We start from the raw sequence: 17,320 nt of genomic DNA, 5'->3' as shown, positions 1-17,320 counted from the left end.
CTTCGGCCGTAACGCCGTCGCCGTCGCCGTCGCTGTTGCTGTTGCTGTTGCTGTCGCTCTTCTTTGTTCTTCCTTTTCCGCGGCTGGCACGCGCGCGGATGCCGCAAGGCCGGGTGGGGCGGGCTCGTGGGGGTGTCGAGCGCCAGGGATGGCGCGAAACAAGGCACGCATGGATGCAGTTTTTGCCGTCCCCCACGAGCCCGTCCTGCCCGGCCCACCTCGATATCCCTACCACCAGCCGCGAGGGGCTGTGCCGTTCGCGGTCATCACACCGGCGGCTTCTGCCGCAGCACGCCAAGCGCCAACCCCGCCACCCCCAGCACCCCCACACCCAGCAGCACCCACAGCAGCGCCTGCTTCCAATCCCGTGCCGGCGTGAGTGCAGCTTCCCCGGCCAGCGGCTCGGCCGCGCTTTCCAGTCGCGCCAGCGACGGCTGCCAGCCCGGTGCATTGCGCATGCGCAGGTCATCCACCAGCACCTGCACCGGCGCGTCCACCCGCTTGGCCGTCGCACTGCCCACCGCCAATGCGTACGGGGCCGCGCCCTGGCTGACAAACACCAGTACTTCGCTGCGGTAGCCCAGCCGCAGGACTGGCGTTGGCGCGGTGGCGGCAGGGTCGGCCACCAGCTTCCAGTAACGGTCACGCACCACGCCGTTCAGCGCCTGCGGTGCCGAGCGGGACCTGCCGCCGGCCTGCTGTACCTGGTAGGCCACCCACGGCGCGGCCCGCCGCTGCCAGGGTGCGTCGGCATCGTCGCGGCTGAACGCCGTCCACTGCACGAGGCTGTTGCCATCGGTATCCACGTCAAGCTGGCGCACCGGGAACCGTCCGTGCAGCTCGAACTCGAAACTGCCATCGCCCCCGCTGACGGCGGTGGGCGTCTCCCATTCCCACACCAGCGTTGCCGGAGCGGGGGTCAGCTCGGCCAGTGCCATCCGCAGCGTGGGCAGGCGTTGGCCGTCCTGCGGCAGCACACGCAGGTAGCGCGCACTGCCCTGCAACGCGAGGCGTCGCTGCAGCAGGCGGCGATCGCCGCGCTGCAGATCCACCAGCGCGGCCGGCTCGCCCATCGAATGCCACTGGCGCAGGTCGTCACTGCCATCCACGCGCACAGCAGCCTGCAGCGGCGCGCTGGGGGCTGCCCAGTCCAGCACCAATGCCGCGATGGGGGCATCGCCCAAAGCGCTGGCGTCGATCAGCCAGCCCGCACCCGGCGCCGGTGCCGCCGCGCTCAACCGCGCCTGCACCTGGCGCACGCGTCCCTCGGCATCACGTTCGGCCACCACCTGCAGATTGTCCTGGCTGCGCGCATCCAGCGCCGGCAAGGCAAACCACGGCAGCTCGCGCTGTACCGGCGGCTGTGCCAACGGCTGTTCGGGCTGCAGCAGGGCCGAGGGCAATGCCTGCCCCGCCGCGTTGTAGGCCTGCACGTCACTGAGCTGCGGCGACACCGCACGTTGGTAGATGCGTGCATCGAGCACGACACGGTAGGCACCCGACTGTTCACTGGACAGGCTCAGCGGCCATTGCTCGGCCCAGTCACGCCGGTACTCCTGCGCCGCAGCGGTGCCGGCCAGCAGCACCGCCAGCAGCAGCGCGGTCTTCTTCATGCGGCTTCTCCCTGTTCTGCGCCGGCACGCGGCGGTGCCGGCGCCAGGTAACCCACCACTGTGCACAGCAGCCCATAGGCGATGAACGATGCGATGCCGAGCAGGTTGCCCAGGTGCTGGCGGTCGATGAGCACCAGCTTGGCCAGCACCACCGCCATCAGCACGGCGCCCACCACCCACAGCGCACGTTGCCCACGGCGCGAGCCCCACACCCAGGCGATCACGCCGAGTACGCTCCACAGTACGGTCAGGCTGGTCTGGGCGAGGCTCGAGGACACCAACGCGGGGCTCCAGCGCATCTGTCCCCAGTGATGCACGCCGTGCAGCACCAGGCTGGTCAGCGCGACGAAACCGGCAATGGCCAGCAGCGGCACCCGCCGCCGCTGCAGCGCGTCCGGCGCCTGCCCCGAGTAAAGCCAGCGTGCGAACAGGACCAGACTGGCCCACTGCGCGAGCTCGGCGGGGTTGAGCACCGGCAGCCAGGGCAACGGCGTGGCTCGCCCGGCGATGAGATGTATGCCGAGCCAGGCCAGACCAAGCCCGGCGAACAGAAGCAGCTGCAACGGCAGTCGTGCAGGTGCGAACGCAACGCCCAGCGGCAGGCTCAGCCACGACCAGCGCAGCAGCGACAGCGCAGTCAACGCCAGCCATGGCAGCAGCACCAGCAGCACGCGCCAGCCCTCTGCCAGCTCGTACTGACCCGAGAGCCAGATCGTGGCCAGCGAGAGCACCGTCGGCCACAGCAACAGCCACACGAACTGGACGACGCGGGCGATGAGCCCGGCGCCGCCACGCAGCGCCAGCAGCGCGCGGGTCCCCAGCACGGCCATCGCCAGCCAGGCGATACCGCCATGACCGGCGAAAGGCTGCTGGTGCACCGCGCATTGCCACAGCGCCAGCGGGAACGCCATGGCCAGCATGCACAGCGTCGTCAACGCCAGCACCGGCGACGGCAGACGACGATGGACTTCGGCGGCCAGCCATGCGGACAGGGCCAGCCCGCACAGCAGCAGGTCCGGCTCCAGCGCGGTGGGCGCGAAGCGGATCACCTCGTGGACCATACCGCCCAGCCACCACAGCAGGCCCCAGAGGTAATAGACCAGCGCAACACTGCGGCGGCCGTACTGACGACAGCTCCAGGCCGAGGCGAAGCCGGCGACGGCCAGCAGCAGTGCGCCCAGGCTGGTTGGATTGAGCAGCGCCACCGCGTCGGTGTGCCAGTGATCGGCACCGGCAACAAAGGCAAACGCAGCGGCCACCTGCAGCAGCGCACCGGTGATCTGCGGCAGCAGGCGACGCTGGCGCAGGCCCAGCCACACCAGCCCGGCGCCTTCCAGCGCGAACACCGCACCGGTGGCACGGGCCGACAATGCCAACGGCACTGCCAGCGTGGCAAAGCCCACGGCCAGCACCGCATAGCTCTGCGCCAGCGCGATCCAGCCGGGTCGGCCGATCAGCGCGCGCGCCAGCAGGGCGTACAGTGCGGCCAGCCCCACGGCAAGCAGTGCCAGCGTCATCGGCTGCCCGTCCAGCAGCGCTGCCTGCAGCGAGAAGGCCACCAGCGGCGTGCCAAACAGCAGGCTGCCGTCCACGATATCGCGCTGGCGTGCGGACTGGCGGCGTGCGTTCAGCAGCGGAATGAGCAGATAGAACGCGAAGAACAGCAGCAGGAAGGGCTGCGTGCTGTGCAGGTGCTCGGGACGGTAGACCAGCACGCCCCAGACAGTGCCGATGCCGAACGTGAAGGCAAAGCCCAGCAGGTTCAACACGCGCCATGCGCGCTTCCAGGCGATGGCGAAGATACCCGCGTTGAGCACGGCGTAGTAACTGAACAGTGCTACATGGCTGCCTGCGCCGGTGGACAGCCACAGCGGCGCCATGAAGCCGGCAAGGATGCCCAGCACCGCCAGCGTGCGCGAGTTCTGCACCACCGCCAGCACGCACATGCCGGCCACCAGCGCGATGCTGGCGGCAAACGCCGCAGCGGCGGGGATCAGGTCATAGCGCTTGAATGCCGCGAACACGGTCAGCAGCAGCACACCGATCGCGCCGCCCTGCAAAGCCAGGGCAAACAATGCGCGGCGCTCACGTTGACGCCAGCCGAAGGCCAGCAGCACCAGGGCAGCAACGGTGATGCCGACCAGCCGGAGCTCGATCGGCACATCCAGCAGGCCCTGGTCGCTGACGTACTTCAGCAGCGCAGCAATGCCCGCCATGAACACCAGCATGCCGACCTTGACCGGCACGTTGCCTTCGGTGAACCAGCGTTTGCCGGCCTGCAGGGCGCGCTCGACCATGCCGGGGCCGCGAGGCACCGGCGGTGGCCCCGCTACGGGCGCAGGATCAATCGACGCATCGGCCGTCGACTGTGCAGCAGCGCGTTGTGACTGCGAGGGCGAGGGCAGCGGCGGCGGCGCGGCAGCAACCGGCGGCGGTACCGGCGCGGGAGCGGGGTCCGGCACAGACACTGGCCCGGGCTCGACCGTACGTGCCCGCACGGTATCGACCGAGGCCAGCGGTGCGACCGACGCGCGCTCGACCAGCTGCCGTTCCAACGCGTCCACGCGCCGGCGCAGCCCCATGATCATCACCAGTGCAATCAGCAACAGTACCGGTATGGCCAGCGCCATCAGACCCAGTACGACAAGCAATCCTTCCATCTACGGGCATCCTGCAGTTCGCCGGCTCCCAATCGCGCCGGCCCGCCGCCATGCTACGTCAAGACGCGCAGAGGGCGAGTGCATGCCCGCACGTCAGCATCCGGGGGCCTGGTCCCCCAGCCGGTGCCACTGCAGATAGCCCTGCTGCAGGCCGTCGGCGACGTGCTGCTGGAAGGCTGCATCCTGCAGGGCTGCGGCATCCTCCGCATTGGTGTGGAAGCCGAGTTCGACAAGAAGGGAGGGTGCCTGTGCCAGACGGTTTTCACCGTAGTTGCCCGATCTGGGCTGCACGTCAACGCGGTAATCGGCGTAGATCGGATCGGCACGCAGTGCCTCGCGCACGGCGCACAGCAGAACGTGTCCGAAATGCCGGTCTGCCTCACGCCCTGGTTGGTAGAAACCGATCATGCCCCGTGCCTGCGGGCTGGCTGCGGCATTGGTGTGCAGGTGGATCAGCGCCTGTACGCCGAGCGCGTTGGCCAGCAGCGGACGGCTGCGGATGTCATCGTTGTAGTGCGCCAGAGCAGCGGTGCGGTCCTCCCAGCTCTGCCAGATGTCTTCACGCTGCGGCATCCAGGCGTGGATGTGGTACCGGGCGGCCATCGTCCACCATGGTTTTGCTGCCTCGGGATGCAGCGCGTCCGCAGTGCTGCGCGCGCGGTGCACCTTCACCGCAGCCGCGGCGAGGCCGTCGGCCAGACGCGCCGCAAACCGCGGGGTGACCAGATCTTCGACCATGCCATGCGCCCAGGGCCGCTGCAGCCGCCAGTCCGCAAACCCCTGATGGTAGTAGTGACCATGCCCGGCGGCGACCAGAACGCCATCGCCGCCCTGCGCACGATCGACGCGCCGGCCTTGGCTGTCCTCAGCTGCGCTGTACCACGCCTCGAGGCTGCGCCCGCCGAAAACAAACTGCACATCGTCCACCGCGACCTTGCCGTTGCGGGTCATCAACTCCGTGCGCAAGGCCTGCAGCCGCTCATCCAGACTGGCCGGCACCTGCCGACCGTCGCCGGGCGCCTCCAGAAATGCGGCGCCCAGCTCGACCACCCAATGGCCAGGCGTCGTCTGTCGTACAGCAGTCGAGCGGGTGGCTGCAGCAGGTGCCTGTGCCTCCATCTGCGCGTGCAGCCGCTGCGCCAGTGCGTTGTCCGCCGAGGGCGGGGTCATCGCACCCGCGGCCATGGGCAGCATCGCGCAGGCAAGTACAACGTTGCTCCAGCGTGCGTTCATGCTCTTTCTCCGTTCCGGGTCAGGAGCAGGATGCAGGCCCCTGTCCCGCAGCGACGCGGTGTCGGCCCCGCGATCACCGAAGCGCAACGGCCTGCCGAACTGAACGTGCTGGACGTCGCGGCGTTGGCCGAGCTGCCGTCGGCCTGCCAGGCCATTAACGACAAGCCCCGGCCGAAGCCGGGGTCTGTACAGGTCCTGCCGGACGCGCTGCAATCAGCCCGCGACGACCTTGGCCATTTCCAGGCACTTGTTCGAGTAGCCCCACTCGTTGTCGTACCAGCTCACCAGCTTGACGAAGGTGCCGTCCAGCGCGATACCGGCTTCGGCGTCGAACACCGAGGTGTGGGTTTCACCGCGGAAATCGGTGGCCACCACCTTGTCTTCGGTGTAGCCAAGCACCCCCTTCAACGCGCCTTCGCTCTGCGCCTTCACTTCGGCGCAGATCTCGGCGTAGGTCGCTTCCTTCTCCAGTTCGACGGTCAGGTCGACCACCGACACGTCCGAGGTCGGCACGCGGAAGCTCATGCCGGTCAGCTTCTTGTTGAGCTCCGGAATCACCACGCCCACGGCCTTGGCCGCGCCGGTGGAGGACGGAATGATGTTTTCCAGGATGCCACGGCCACCGCGCCAGTCCTTGTTGGACGGACCATCGACGGTCTTCTGGGTGGCGGTGGCCGCGTGCACGGTGGTCATCAGGCCACGCTTGATGCCCCACTTGTCATTGATCACCTTGGCCAGCGGGGCCAGGCAGTTGGTGGTGCACGAAGCGTTGGAAATGATGGCCTGGCCGGCATAGGTCGCGTGGTTGACGCCGTAGACGAACATCGGCGTGTCATCCTTGGACGGCGCCGAGAGGATGACCTTCTTCGCGCCGGCATCGAGGTGCTTCTGCGCGGTTTCCTTGGTCAGGAACAGGCCGGTGGACTCGATCACCACGTCCACGCCCACCTCGTCCCACTTCAGGTTCGCCGGGTCACGCTCCTGGGTCAGGCGCACTTTCCTGCCGTTGACCAGCAGGTTGCCGCCTTCCACGGCCACGTCGGCCTTGAAGCGGCCGTGCACCGAGTCGTACTTCAGCATGTAGGCCAGGTAGTCGGGCTCCAGCAGATCGTTGATGGCCACGATCTCGATGTCGTCGCCAAAGTTCAGCACCGCCGAGCGCAGCACGTTGCGGCCGATGCGACCGAAACCGTTGATACCAACCTTGATTGCCATGTTGACGAACTCCTGCAGCCGCGCGTGGTGCGGCGGGATGGATAGGGCCGATCATTCTAGCAGGCCGTGGTTGACCACCGCGGGTCAGCCCAGGCCTTTCCCCGCATGCCTGCGCGGGATTTGATCCGGATCAAGGCGTTGCGCGCAGCCACGGCGGAGACTGGCCCCATTCCACCCCGCAACGAGACCGCACCATGCGCACCGCCTCCCCCCTGCTTCTGACCGGCCTGGCTGCCGCCCTCTCCCTCGCCGCCGCGCCGGCGATGGCCCAGTCCAAGGGTGACTGGACGGTGGCCGCCGGTGCCCACCAGGTCGCCCCCAGGTCCAGCAACGGTACGCTCGCCGGCGGGCTGAAGGTCGACGTGGGCAACGACATCAAGCCCACCATCACCGGTGAATACTTCATCGCCGACAACTTCGGCATCGAAGTGCTGGCCGCCCTGCCCTTCAAGCACGACATCAACATCGCCGGCCTGGGCCGCGTGGGCAGCACCAAGCATCTGCCGCCGGTGGTGAGCCTGCAGTACCACTTCAACAGCCAGGGCCAGGTTTCGCCGTTCGTCGGGCTGGGCCTGAACTACACAACCTTCTTCAGTGAGCACACCGGTGGCGCGCTGGCCGGCAGCAAGCTCAAGCTGGAAGACAGCTGGGGCCTGGCCGCCCATGCCGGCCTGGATTTCAAGGTCAGCGACAACGGTGCCCTGCGCGTCGACGTGCGCTGGATCGACATCGACAGCACGGTAAAGCTCGATGGCCAGAAGCTGGGCAAGGTCAACATCGATCCGCTGGCTTACGGTGTGGCGTACGTCTTCAAGTTCTGAGCCCACACGGGGCTGCGGTCGAGCGCCGCAGCCCATGCGCCGGCCAGGTGACGGCCGTGGCCGTCTCGCCGTGCGGCGGCAGGCCCAGCGGCGACCGCGGGAGGGCCTGCGGATAGAATAGCCGCATGAAACTTCTGCACCCCTTCCTGCTGGCCGCCGCGCTGGCGCCCGCCCTGTTCGCCCTTCCCTCCACCGCCCATGCCTGGGGCGCCCAAGGCCACCGGCTGGTCGGCCGGGTGGCTGAAACACGTCTCAATGACACCGCCCGTGCCGAAGTCGCCCGCCTGCTGGCCGGCGAGGCCGACCCCACCCTGTCCGGCGTTGCCCCGTGGGCAGACCAGCTTCGCGCTACCGACCGTGACCTCGGCCGCCGCTCTGCGGGCTGGCACTACGTCAACATCGCCGAGGACGATTGCCACTATGTGGCCGCCAAGCATTGCCCGGACGGCAACTGCGTGGTCGAGGCCCTGCAGGCACAGACCGCGATCCTGGGCGACCGTTCGCGCAGCGACGCCGAGCGCGCGCAGGCGCTGAAGTTCGTGGTGCATCTGGTCGGCGACCTGCACCAGCCGATGCACGCCGGTTACGGACATGACAAGGGCGGCAACGATTTCCAGCTGCAGTTCGGCAACCGGGGCACCAACCTGCACTCGCTGTGGGACAGCGGCCTGCTCAATACCCGCCGCCTGGACGACGATGGCTACCTGCAGGTGCTGCAGGCGCTGCCCCGTCCGCGCGTCGCATCGCGGGTCAATCTGCGCAACGATGCGCCGGCGTGGGCCGAGGCCAGCTGCCGCATCGCGGTTGCACCTGGCGTATACCCGGCCTCGCGTAAGCTCGGCGCGGAATACACCGAACACTATCGTCCGGTGGCCGAGCGCGAGCTGCGTCTTGCCGGCGAGCGCCTGGCCCACCTGCTCAACGGCGTGATCGGTCGCCGCTGAGGAGGCACCATGCCGGTCCAGGTCCAGTCGTTCTTCCATTCCGCAAGCCACACCTTCAGCTACGTCGTGCACGATCCGGCCACGGGTGAGGCGGCGGTGATCGACCCCGTGCTGGATCTGGACCCGGACACCGGGGCGATTGAAGAGACGCCGCTGGAGCCGTTGCTGGCCCATGTGCAGCAGCACGGGCTGACGGTGCGCTGGCTGCTGGAGACCCACGCCCATGCCGACCATGTGTCGGCAGGGCGCAGGCTCAAGCAGCACTTTCCGCAGGCGCAGCTGGCCATCGGCAGCGGCATCCGCGCGGTGCAGGCCACCTTTGCCCCCCGTTATGACGTCAGCCTTCCCGCCGAAGGCGAGGACTTCGACCAGCTGCTGGACCACGACAGCCGCTTTGCTCTCGGCGAGGTGGTAGCGCAGGTGATCGCCGTACCGGGCCACACCAGTGACAGCGTGGCCTATCTGATCGGCGATGCGCTGTTCCCGGGTGACTCGCTGTTCATGCCCGATGGTGGCACGGCACGCTGTGACTTCCCCGGCGGCGATGCCGCCCAGTTGTATCGATCGATCCAGCGGCTGCTGGCACTGCCCGATGACACCCGCGTATTTGTCTGCCATGACTATGGCCCCGGCGGCCGCCCGATCGCCAATGAGACCAGCATCGGTGCACAGCGCGCGCACAACATCCACGTACGCCAGGGCATCAGCGAGGCCGCGTTCGTGGCCATGCGCCAGGAACGCGATGCCACGCTGGCCGAGCCCAGGCTGATGCAGCCCTCGGTGAAAGCCAACATCCAGGGCGGCGCCCGCTGAGGCGCCACAGCTGCCTCAGCGCCCCTGTGTGCGCACCGTCGTGCGACCGCGCACGATCTCGAAGGTGAAGGCATACAGCAGGCTCACCGGTACCGGTTCGATACGCTCGGCGCTGCGGCAGTCGCCGCGATCCTGCGGCACCTGCCCGGCAGGATAGTGACACAGCGCAGCGGGCTCGAACTTCCATTGCGCCACCGCCGCCTGCGCTGCCTGCAGCAGGGCCGCGTTCTCCTCGCTGTTGCCGGCATCGCACTCGGTCCGGTCAGTCAGCGGCAGGCTGCGCTGTACCACGCCCTCGGCATCGACCACCACCTGCAGGCAGACGGTAGTGGGCGCCAGCTCGGTGCGCGGATCGGCCGCACCGAGCACCGGTTCGGGGGCATGATGCAGGCGAGGCATCCGGTAGCCTTCGCCGGCAGCCAGCGTGTACGGCTGCACCTGTGCCACGCTGCCAGCGGCCGGCGGTATGACCGCCAATCGCTGGTGCGCGACGTTTTCCGAACGTGTGTCGACCAGGGTGAGCCGGTCATGTGCCGCACAGCCGGCCAGCGCGAGGCCGGCCAGCGCGGTGAGGCCCGCGCCTACGGACGGTGGAAATCGCATGCCGGTCTCCTCAATCAACGCTGATGCGCGTGCCACTGTCATCGTCGAGCGCGAACGTGACCGGAACCCGTACCGCTGCGGCCACCGGCCTGCCATCCTTCATCGCCGGCTCGAACGTCCACTGCCGTGCGGCGGCCAGCGTGGCTTCCTCGAATATGCCGGGGTTGGTGGCGCTGACCACACGTACGTCGCGCACCTGGCCCTGCGCATCCACGTCCACCTGCACGGTGACCACACCGGTCTGCCCCTGCTCGAATGCAGCGCTCGGGTAAGCCGGAGCGGACATCTTGCGCACCTGCACCTGCTGGGAGCCGGCAGCAGGCGGTGCAGCGCTCTGGCTGGCCCATGCTGCGGTACCCACAATCGCGCACAGTGTCACCACCAACAGCTTGCCGGTCATGCGTGGCAGCGGCTTCCTTTCTGACTGCTTCAACATCGCGATACGCTCCTTCAGCAGGGGTTGGCAGCGCCAATGGCAAGCCATCGGCGCGACCGGGCGGGCCAGCTGCGCTTTGAGCAGCGCAGTGGCATAGAGACGGCGCAGGGCCGGATGAGGGTCCAGAGTGCGGGCATCGCAGGCCAGTTCCTGGTCCTGCAGGAACCGGCGTGCTGCCCAGGGCATCAGCGGGTGGAACCAGAACAGGCAGCGCAGCAGCAACAGCCCGCCATTGGCCCAGTGATCCCCCTGCCGACGATGGTGGCGCTCATGCTGCAGCACCATGTCCTGCTCGGCCGGGCTGAAGCGCAGGTCGAAATCCGGCCCGACCACGATGCGGGGCCGCCACAGCCCGACCAACGCGGGCAGACCCGGATCGGCACTGGCCTGCCAGCTGCCATCCTGGCGCTTGACCAAGGGCCCCAGCGCACGCACGAAGCGCTGCTGCGCACGCCAGCCGCGCGCGGCGGTGAGCATTACGCCGGCGGCCCATACGGCAAGCACCGCGTAGCTCCAGCCCGCCTGCGCGCCAGCTGAGGCCGCCGATGAACCGTGGCCGATACCGGGCATGAGCAGCGCCGGCACCGTGACCATTTCAGCCAGCTGCGGCGCTGGCAGCGCAACGGCGAGCAGCACGATGGGCAGCAGACACCAGCTGCGATAGGTCACAACCGCGCCACCCAGCCGGAGCAGCAATGGGCGCAGCAGCGCGACCAGCAGCATCGCCACCAGCAGCCAGAGGCTGGCGCGCAGCAACAACGCGAGCAGCTCACTCATCGCCAAGCTCCTGGATCAGCTGCCGCAGTTCGGCAATATCCTGGGCGCTGAGCTGGCCGCGCTGGCTGAAGTGGGCCACCAGCGGGGCAACACGACCGTCGAACACGCGGCCGAGAAAGTCCTGGCTCTGCGCCTCCACCCACGCCTGGCGCTGCAGCAGCGGGTGGTACAGGTACCGGCGGCCTTCGCGTCGGGCACTGATCGCGCCCTTGGTCAGCAGCCGGTTGAGCAGGGTCTTGATCGTCGGCTCGGCCCAGTTGCGGCCCGCCAACGCCTGGACCACCTCCTCGGCCGTGCGCGGCGCCTGCTCCCACAGCACTTCCATCACAACCGCCTCGGCTTCGCTGATCTGGATCATCGTTTACACCCGTAATCGGACGGTTTGATTACATGCGTAATCGTCCAAAGTGTCAAGCCCTGTGGACCGGACATTCAGCGCCTGCGCGCGAGCATGACCGAAACCCGTGTGGAGCCCCGCATGAAAGCACTGCGCAAGCATGACTTTCCGGTCGAACAGGCCCGTCGCCTGCTTGAACCCGGTCCCATCGTGCTGGTCAGCACAGCGTGGAAGGGGCAGCGCAACCTGATGACGCTGGGCTGGCACATGGTGATGGGGTTTTCGCCCTCGCTGCTGGCCACCTACATCTGGAACGAGAACCACAGCTTCGCGCTGGCGCGCCGCAGCGGGCAATGTGTGATCAACGTGCCTGGCGTGGAGCTGCTCGACACGCTGGTGGACATCGGCAACTGCAGCGGTCGCGAGGTCGACAAGTTCGCGCGGTTCGAGCTTGATGCCGTGCCGGCCCGCCAGGTGCAGGCACCGCTGGTGGGTCAATGCCACTCAAGCTTCGAGTGCCGGCTGCACGACGGCAGCCGGATCGGACGGGACAACCTTTTCATCTGGGAGATCGTGCACGCGCACGTCGCCCGGCGCCCCCGGCTGCCGCGCACCGTGCACTACCGCGGCGACGGAAAGTTCATGGTCTCTGGTGCGGAAGTATCGCGTCGCGGCCGGTTCAAGCCGGACATGCTGTAATCGATGTTCATCGGCAACGGAAACACCGCACATGCGTGAGCAGTCGAGCGACCTGGAAGCAGCAGTGGACTGGCTGCTGGCCCGTGTGGAAGGCCCGCTGCGCGTGGCCGCGCCGCTGGCGCTGGGCAAGCCGCACCGTCTGTTGAACGCGCTGTACGCGCGTATCGAGAACGATGCCGAGCGTCCGCTGCAGCTGTACACCGCCCTGTCACTCAACCCGCCCCAGGCACACGGCGACGGCCTGGAAGCCCGCTTTCTGGGCCCGTTTGCACAACGCCATTTCGGCGCCGATTTCCCGCGCCTGGCCTACGCCGATGCAATGCGCGGCGACCGTCTGCCCGCGCATGTGCAGGTCGAGGAGTTCTACATGCAGTCCGGCGCCCTGCTGGGCTCACGGCAGGCGCAGAGCAGTTATACCAGCCTCAACTACACCCATGCAGCCGACGCTGTGGCGCAGCGCGCGCCGCACGCCATCGTGCAGAAGGTCGCGCGCCGCGAGGGCAGCACCCGGTTGTCGTTGTCATGCAACAACGACATCACCCAGGACACCCTTGATGCGATCGCCGCACGCGGCCTGCCGCGGCCGCTGCTGATCGCCGAGATCGACCCACAGCTGCCCTGGCTGGGCGGCACTGCGGCGGTGGACGAGGACTTCTTCGACCTGGTGGTGACGCCACCGGGTCCGTATCCGGCGCTGTTCGCACTGCCCCGGCAGCCGGTGACCGACGCCGACCATGCCATCGGTCTGTATGCCAGCACGCTGGTGCGCGACGGCGGTACGCTGCAGATCGGCATCGGCGCGCTGGCCGACGCACTGAGCCATGCGCTGGTCCTTCGCCACACCGACAATGCGCGCTACCGGCGCGTGCTTCATGCGCTGGACCCGCAGCTGGCCGACCATCCGCTGGTGCAGGAAATCGGTGGCCTGGATCCCTTCGAGCACGGCCTGTACGGCTGCAGCGAAATGCTCAACGAAGGCTTCCGCGTGCTGGTCGAGTGCGGCGTGATCAAGCGCAGGGTGCACGATGACCGGGCGCTGATGCAGCGCCTGCACGATGGCACGGCCAGCACCACGGACCATGCCACGCTCGACGCCGAAGGTGAGTATCTGCACGGTGCCTTCTACCTCGGTTCACCGCAGTTCTACCAATGGCTGCGCGACCTGCCGCCGGACCAGTGCCGTGCGATCGACATGCGCCGTATCAGCGAGATCAACCAGCTTTACGGCAACGACCCGGCACTGCAGGCTCTGCAGCGCCGCCACGCACGCTTCTTCAACTCCTGCATGATGACCACCGCGCTGGGAGCCGCAGTCTCCGATGCGCTGGAAGATGGTCGCGTGGTCTCCGGTGTGGGCGGCCAGTACAACTTCGTCGCCATGGCCCATGCGCTGCCCGAAGGGCGCAGCGTGCTGATGTTCCGCGCCGCGCGCGATGAAGGCGGCCAGCGCGTGTCCAACGTGCGCTGGAACTACGGCCACGTCACCATTCCGCGTCACCTGCGTGACATTCACCTCAACGAGTACGGCCTTGCCGACCTGCGCGGGCTGACCGACGAGGACTGCGTGCGGGCCATGCTGGCCATCACCGAGGGCCGCTTCCAGACCACCTTGCAGGAGCAGGCCAGTGCCGCACGCAAGCTGCGCAGCGCCGTCGGCCTGGACGCGGCGCGTCAGCAGCGCAACACCCCGCAGGCACTCGCAGACGCGCTGGCGCCGTTCCGTGCCGACGGCACCCTGCCCGATTATCCGCTGGGCAGCGATTTCAGCGCTGAGGAGCAAGCACTGGCCAAGGCGCTGGGGTGGCTCAAGGCCAACACCGCCACGCGCGCGCAGACGCTGCGGACAGTATGGGCGGCGCTTTGGCAGCGCAGATCAGCAGGGCACGCCCTGTACCTGCAGAGGATGGGGCTGCAGACACGCGCAGGCGTCAGCGCATGGCTCAATGCCCGGCTGCTGCGCTTGGCGCTCACGTGCACGGGCGCACCGGCAGCACCATCTGACCGGTCCTGAAAACGGGCGTCAGCGCCGCCCACAGCCCGGAAATATCTGTCTCACATCAAGGGTTTAAGCGTGGCAGGCGAGGTGCGAGAGTGACCGGTTTCCGTTACCGCGAGATCCGGACATGCGTCTGATGCACTCCCTGTTGCCGCTGTGCGTGCTGGCCCTGGCCAGCTGCACCGCCGCTACCACGCCCTCCGCCACGTCGGTTCCCCGTGCCGACCTTTCGCAGTTCCGGTACCCGCTGGCGCAGATGCAGACCATCTCCAACCCGACGCTGCTGGCCCATCGCAATTTCTACGAGGCGCCATCGCAGGGACCGGACGCGGCCTGGTTCGATGCGGTCAAGCAGGGCAACCTGGAAAAGGTGAAGGCGATGGTCGACGCTGGCCAGAATCTGGAAGCCAAGGACGAGGCGTCACTGGGCCAGACCGCATTGGGCTGGGCGGCGTTCATCGGCTATGAAGACATCGTGCGCTACCTGGTCGAGCACGGCGCGGACATCCGCGCGACCGACCGCGCCGATGTCTACAACGCACTGAAGTCCGCCGTGATGGGCCCCAATGTGGAGGTCGTGAAGTACCTGCATGGCCTGCTCAAGGACGAGACCGACTTCGACGCCCGTGAAAGCGATCAGGAGACGTTGTTCATGGTGGCGGCAGTGGATGGGCGCGTGGACACGGTGAAGTACATGCTGCAGTTCCACCCGGACGTGAACGTGGTGGCGGTGAACGAAAAACCGAAACTGGACGAGAGCCCGCTCAGCGGCGCCTGCGAACACGGCTTCAAGGAAATGGCGGACCTGCTGATCGCCCACGGTGCGATCAACCACAAGACCGGCCGCGCCAGCTGCCAGTGAACGGATGCGATCACCCCTGTCCTGGCCGCACCGGGCTCAGCCCGGCGAGCGCGCAGCGCGGTGGTGGTGCGTCGGACCGACCGGCAAGCAGCGGGCACCGCGCGGCGTCCTGAACGAAAAAGGCCGGCTTGCGCCGGCCTTTTTCTGTTGCGTTACAGCGCCTTGGCTGCCTCCACCACGTGCGCGGTGGTGATGCCGAAGTGCTTGTACAGCGCATCGGCCGGCGCCGAGGCGCCAAAGGTGTCGATACCAATCACCGCGCCGTCCAGACCGACGAACTGGCGCCAGAAACCGGTGACGCCGGCTTCAATGGCCACGCGCCTGCGCACGGCATTGGGCAGCACCGATTCACGATAGGCGGCATCCTGACGCAGGAAGACGTCGGTGGACGGCATGGACACCACGCGGGTCTTCAGACCGGCGGCATCCAGCTCGGCCTTGGCTTCCACCGCCAGGCCGACTTCCGAGCCGGTGGCGATCAGGATCACATCCGGGGTGCCGGCGGCATCGGCCAGCACGTAGCCACCGCGCTCGATCTGGGCGATCTGCTCGGCGCTGCGCGGCTGATGCGGCAGATTCTGGCGGCTGAAGACCAGGCAGCTCGGGCCATCCTGACGGGTGATCGCCGCCTTCCAGCTGACCGCCGACTCGACCGCATCGCAGGGGCGCCACACATCGTTGTTGGGGATGTAACGCAGCGAAGCCAGATGTTCAACCGGCTGATGGGTCGGGCCGTCCTCGCCCAGACCGATCGAGTCATGCGTATACACATGGATGGCGTGGGCCGGAATCAGCGCGCTCATGCGAACGGCGTTGCGGGCATAGTCGCTGAACACCAGGAAGGTCGCGTCGAACGGCAGGAAACCGCCATGCAGCGCCAGACCGTTGGCAATGGCGCTCATGCCGAACTCGCGCACACCGTAGTACACGTAGTTGGCATTGGCATCATCGGTGGCAACCGACTTGCTGGCCTTCCACAGGGTGAGATTGGAATGGGCCAGGTCGGCCGAGCCACCCACCATTTCCGGCAGCAGCGGGGCAAACGCTTCGATGGCCAGCTGCGAGGCTTTGCGCGAGGCGATCGTCGGGCCTTCGGCGGCCACTTTGGCGATGTAGGCATCGGCCTGGGCGATGAAATCGGCCGGCAGTTCGCCATGCGAACGGCGGGTGAGTTCGTCGGCTTCAGCCGGGTACTGGCGGGCGTACTTGTCGAACTGCTGTTCCCACTCGGCCTGGCGCAGGGTGCCGGTACCGCCGGCACGCCAGCCGGCGTAGATTTCTTCGGGAATCTCGAACGGGCCGTAGTTCCAGTCCAGCGCCTTGCGGGTGGCTTCCAGCTCGTCCTTGCCCAGCGGGGCGCCGTGGCTGGATTCCTTGCCCGCCTTGGCCGGCGAGCCAAAGCCGATCGTGGTGCGGCAGCAGATCAGGGTCGGCTTGCTGTCCTGGGCCAGCGCGGCTTCGATACCGGCCTTGATGCTCTCCGGATCGTGACCGTCCACGTCGCGCACCACGTTCCAGCCGTAGGCTTCGAAACGCGCCGCCGTGTTGTCGGTGAACCAGCCCTGGGTGTTGCCATCGATGGAGATGTGGTTGTCATCCCAGAAGCAGACCAGCTTGCCCAGACCCCAGGTGCCGGCCAGCGAGGCGGCTTCGTGCGACACGCCTTCCATCAGGCAGCCATCGCCCAGGAACACCCAGGTGCGATGGTCGACGATTTCCAGCTCCGGGCGATTGAAGCGCTGGGCGAGCAGCTTCTCCGCCAGGGCGAAACCGACAGCGTTGGCCAGACCCTGACCCAGCGGACCGGTGGTGGTTTCCACGCCGGGAGTTTCATGGTGCTCCGGGTGGCCGGCGGTCTTGCTGCCGAGCTGGCGGAACTGCTTGAGCTGCTCGATCGGCAGGTCGTAGCCGCTCAGGTGCAGCAGCGCGTACTGCAGCATCGAGCCATGCCCGTTGGACAGCACGAAACGGTCACGGTTGAACCACTTCGGGTTGTTCGGGTTATGGCGGAGATAGTCGTTCCAGAGCACTTCGGCGATATCGGCCATGCCCATGGGCATGCCGGGATGGCCGGACTTTGCGGTTTCGACCGCATCAGCGGCAAGGAAGCGGATGGCGTTGGCCAACTGGCGGCGGGTGGGCTGCGTCATGGTTCTGTCGGAATCGGGAGGCGGCCGCGGACGTGCGGGCGGGTCATTGTCCCATATGGGACAGAGCGGCGCATGACTGGCCGATCCCAGCGCCCATTGCAGCAGCGTGACGTGAATGAGCCATCATCACCCAGGCGACGAGCGAGCGCTGCCTCTGCGGC

At 67.6% G+C, this 17,320-nt stretch carries 14 protein-coding genes; 6 read left to right on the top strand and 8 right to left on the bottom strand.

Annotated features, from left to right (window positions below; all coding sequences use genetic code 11):
* Positions 1–266 precede the first annotated feature (266 nt).
* The 4 genes from RZA67_RS02965 to gap form a co-directional block, all read right to left on the bottom strand.
* Positions 267–1,613 (bottom strand): DUF3999 family protein, encoded by a 1,347-nt coding sequence (locus RZA67_RS02965; protein WP_317211094.1) that lies wholly within the window; start codon positions 1,611–1,613, stop codon positions 267–269.
* Positions 1,610–4,273: a DUF2339 domain-containing protein gene (locus RZA67_RS02960; RefSeq protein ID WP_317211093.1), complete on the bottom strand. Its 2,664-nt coding sequence runs from the start codon at positions 4,271–4,273 to the stop codon at positions 1,610–1,612. The genes RZA67_RS02965 and RZA67_RS02960 overlap by 4 nt, the downstream gene beginning before the upstream one ends.
* A 93-nt stretch (positions 4,274–4,366) precedes the next feature.
* Entirely contained in the window at positions 4,367–5,506 is a 1,140-nt protein-coding gene (locus tag RZA67_RS02955; RefSeq protein WP_317211092.1) for an N-acetylmuramoyl-L-alanine amidase, read from the bottom strand.
* 213 nt (positions 5,507–5,719) lie between these two features.
* The gene (gap, locus tag RZA67_RS02950) at positions 5,720–6,721 is read right to left on the bottom strand and encodes a type I glyceraldehyde-3-phosphate dehydrogenase (protein WP_317211091.1); all 1,002 of its coding nucleotides are present in this window, start codon (positions 6,719–6,721) and stop codon (positions 5,720–5,722) included.
* A gap of 194 nt (positions 6,722–6,915) precedes the next feature.
* On the opposite strand from gap, the gene RZA67_RS02945 reads away from it, so the two are divergent.
* The 3 genes from RZA67_RS02945 (at position 6,916) to RZA67_RS02935 (ending at position 9,299) form a co-directional block, all read left to right on the top strand.
* On the top strand, positions 6,916–7,542 hold the full coding sequence (locus tag RZA67_RS02945; protein ID WP_317211090.1) for an OmpW family outer membrane protein: 627 nt from the start codon (positions 6,916–6,918) through the stop codon (positions 7,540–7,542).
* Positions 7,543–7,667: 125 nt separating this feature from the next.
* Positions 7,668–8,486: a S1/P1 nuclease gene (locus RZA67_RS02940; RefSeq protein ID WP_317211089.1), complete on the top strand. Its 819-nt coding sequence runs from the start codon at positions 7,668–7,670 to the stop codon at positions 8,484–8,486.
* 9 nt (positions 8,487–8,495) lie between these two features.
* The gene (locus RZA67_RS02935; RefSeq protein ID WP_317211088.1) at positions 8,496–9,299 is read left to right on the top strand and encodes an MBL fold metallo-hydrolase; all 804 of its coding nucleotides are present in this window, start codon (positions 8,496–8,498) and stop codon (positions 9,297–9,299) included.
* Between the two features lie 15 nt (positions 9,300–9,314).
* On the opposite strand, the gene RZA67_RS02930 is transcribed toward RZA67_RS02935, so the two are convergent.
* From RZA67_RS02930 to RZA67_RS02920, 3 genes are read right to left on the bottom strand one after another with little or no spacing between them, the layout of a single operon-like run.
* Positions 9,315–9,902, bottom strand: coding sequence for a hypothetical protein (locus RZA67_RS02930; RefSeq protein WP_317211087.1), 588 nt, complete (start codon positions 9,900–9,902; stop codon positions 9,315–9,317).
* Positions 9,903–9,912: 10 nt separating this feature from the next.
* Positions 9,913–11,115 (bottom strand): TonB family protein, encoded by a 1,203-nt coding sequence (locus RZA67_RS02925; RefSeq protein WP_317211086.1) that lies wholly within the window; start codon positions 11,113–11,115, stop codon positions 9,913–9,915.
* A complete protein-coding gene (locus RZA67_RS02920; protein ID WP_317211085.1) occupies positions 11,108–11,473 on the bottom strand; it encodes a BlaI/MecI/CopY family transcriptional regulator in 366 nt (121 codons plus the stop codon). The genes RZA67_RS02925 and RZA67_RS02920 overlap by 8 nt, the downstream gene beginning before the upstream one ends.
* Positions 11,474–11,593: 120 nt before the next feature.
* On the opposite strand from RZA67_RS02920, the gene RZA67_RS02915 reads away from it, so the two are divergent.
* The 3 genes from RZA67_RS02915 to RZA67_RS02905 all read left to right on the top strand — a co-directional run bounded on the left by RZA67_RS02915 (position 11,594) and on the right by RZA67_RS02905 (position 15,009).
* The gene (locus tag RZA67_RS02915; protein ID WP_317211084.1) at positions 11,594–12,151 is read left to right on the top strand and encodes a flavin reductase family protein; all 558 of its coding nucleotides are present in this window, start codon (positions 11,594–11,596) and stop codon (positions 12,149–12,151) included.
* A 31-nt stretch (positions 12,152–12,182) separates the two neighbouring features.
* Complete coding sequence (locus tag RZA67_RS02910) at positions 12,183–14,162, top strand: acetyl-CoA hydrolase/transferase C-terminal domain-containing protein (RefSeq protein ID WP_317211083.1); 1,980 nt, start codon at positions 12,183–12,185, stop codon at positions 14,160–14,162.
* 121 nt (positions 14,163–14,283) lie between these two features.
* Positions 14,284–15,009 (top strand): ankyrin repeat domain-containing protein, encoded by a 726-nt coding sequence (locus RZA67_RS02905; RefSeq protein ID WP_317211082.1) that lies wholly within the window; start codon positions 14,284–14,286, stop codon positions 15,007–15,009.
* A gap of 152 nt (positions 15,010–15,161) precedes the next feature.
* On the opposite strand, the gene tkt is transcribed toward RZA67_RS02905, so the two are convergent.
* A complete protein-coding gene (tkt, locus tag RZA67_RS02900; protein WP_317211081.1) occupies positions 15,162–17,159 on the bottom strand; it encodes a transketolase in 1,998 nt (665 codons plus the stop codon).
* Positions 17,160–17,320 lie beyond the last annotated feature (161 nt).

The sequence above is a fragment of the Stenotrophomonas sp. C3(2023) genome, from assembly GCF_032911385.1.
In the GTDB taxonomy this organism is placed as follows: Bacteria; Pseudomonadota; Gammaproteobacteria; order Xanthomonadales; family Xanthomonadaceae; genus Stenotrophomonas.
Note: the sequence above shows the minus strand (reverse complement) of the source record. Positions and strands in the feature narration are given on the sequence as shown.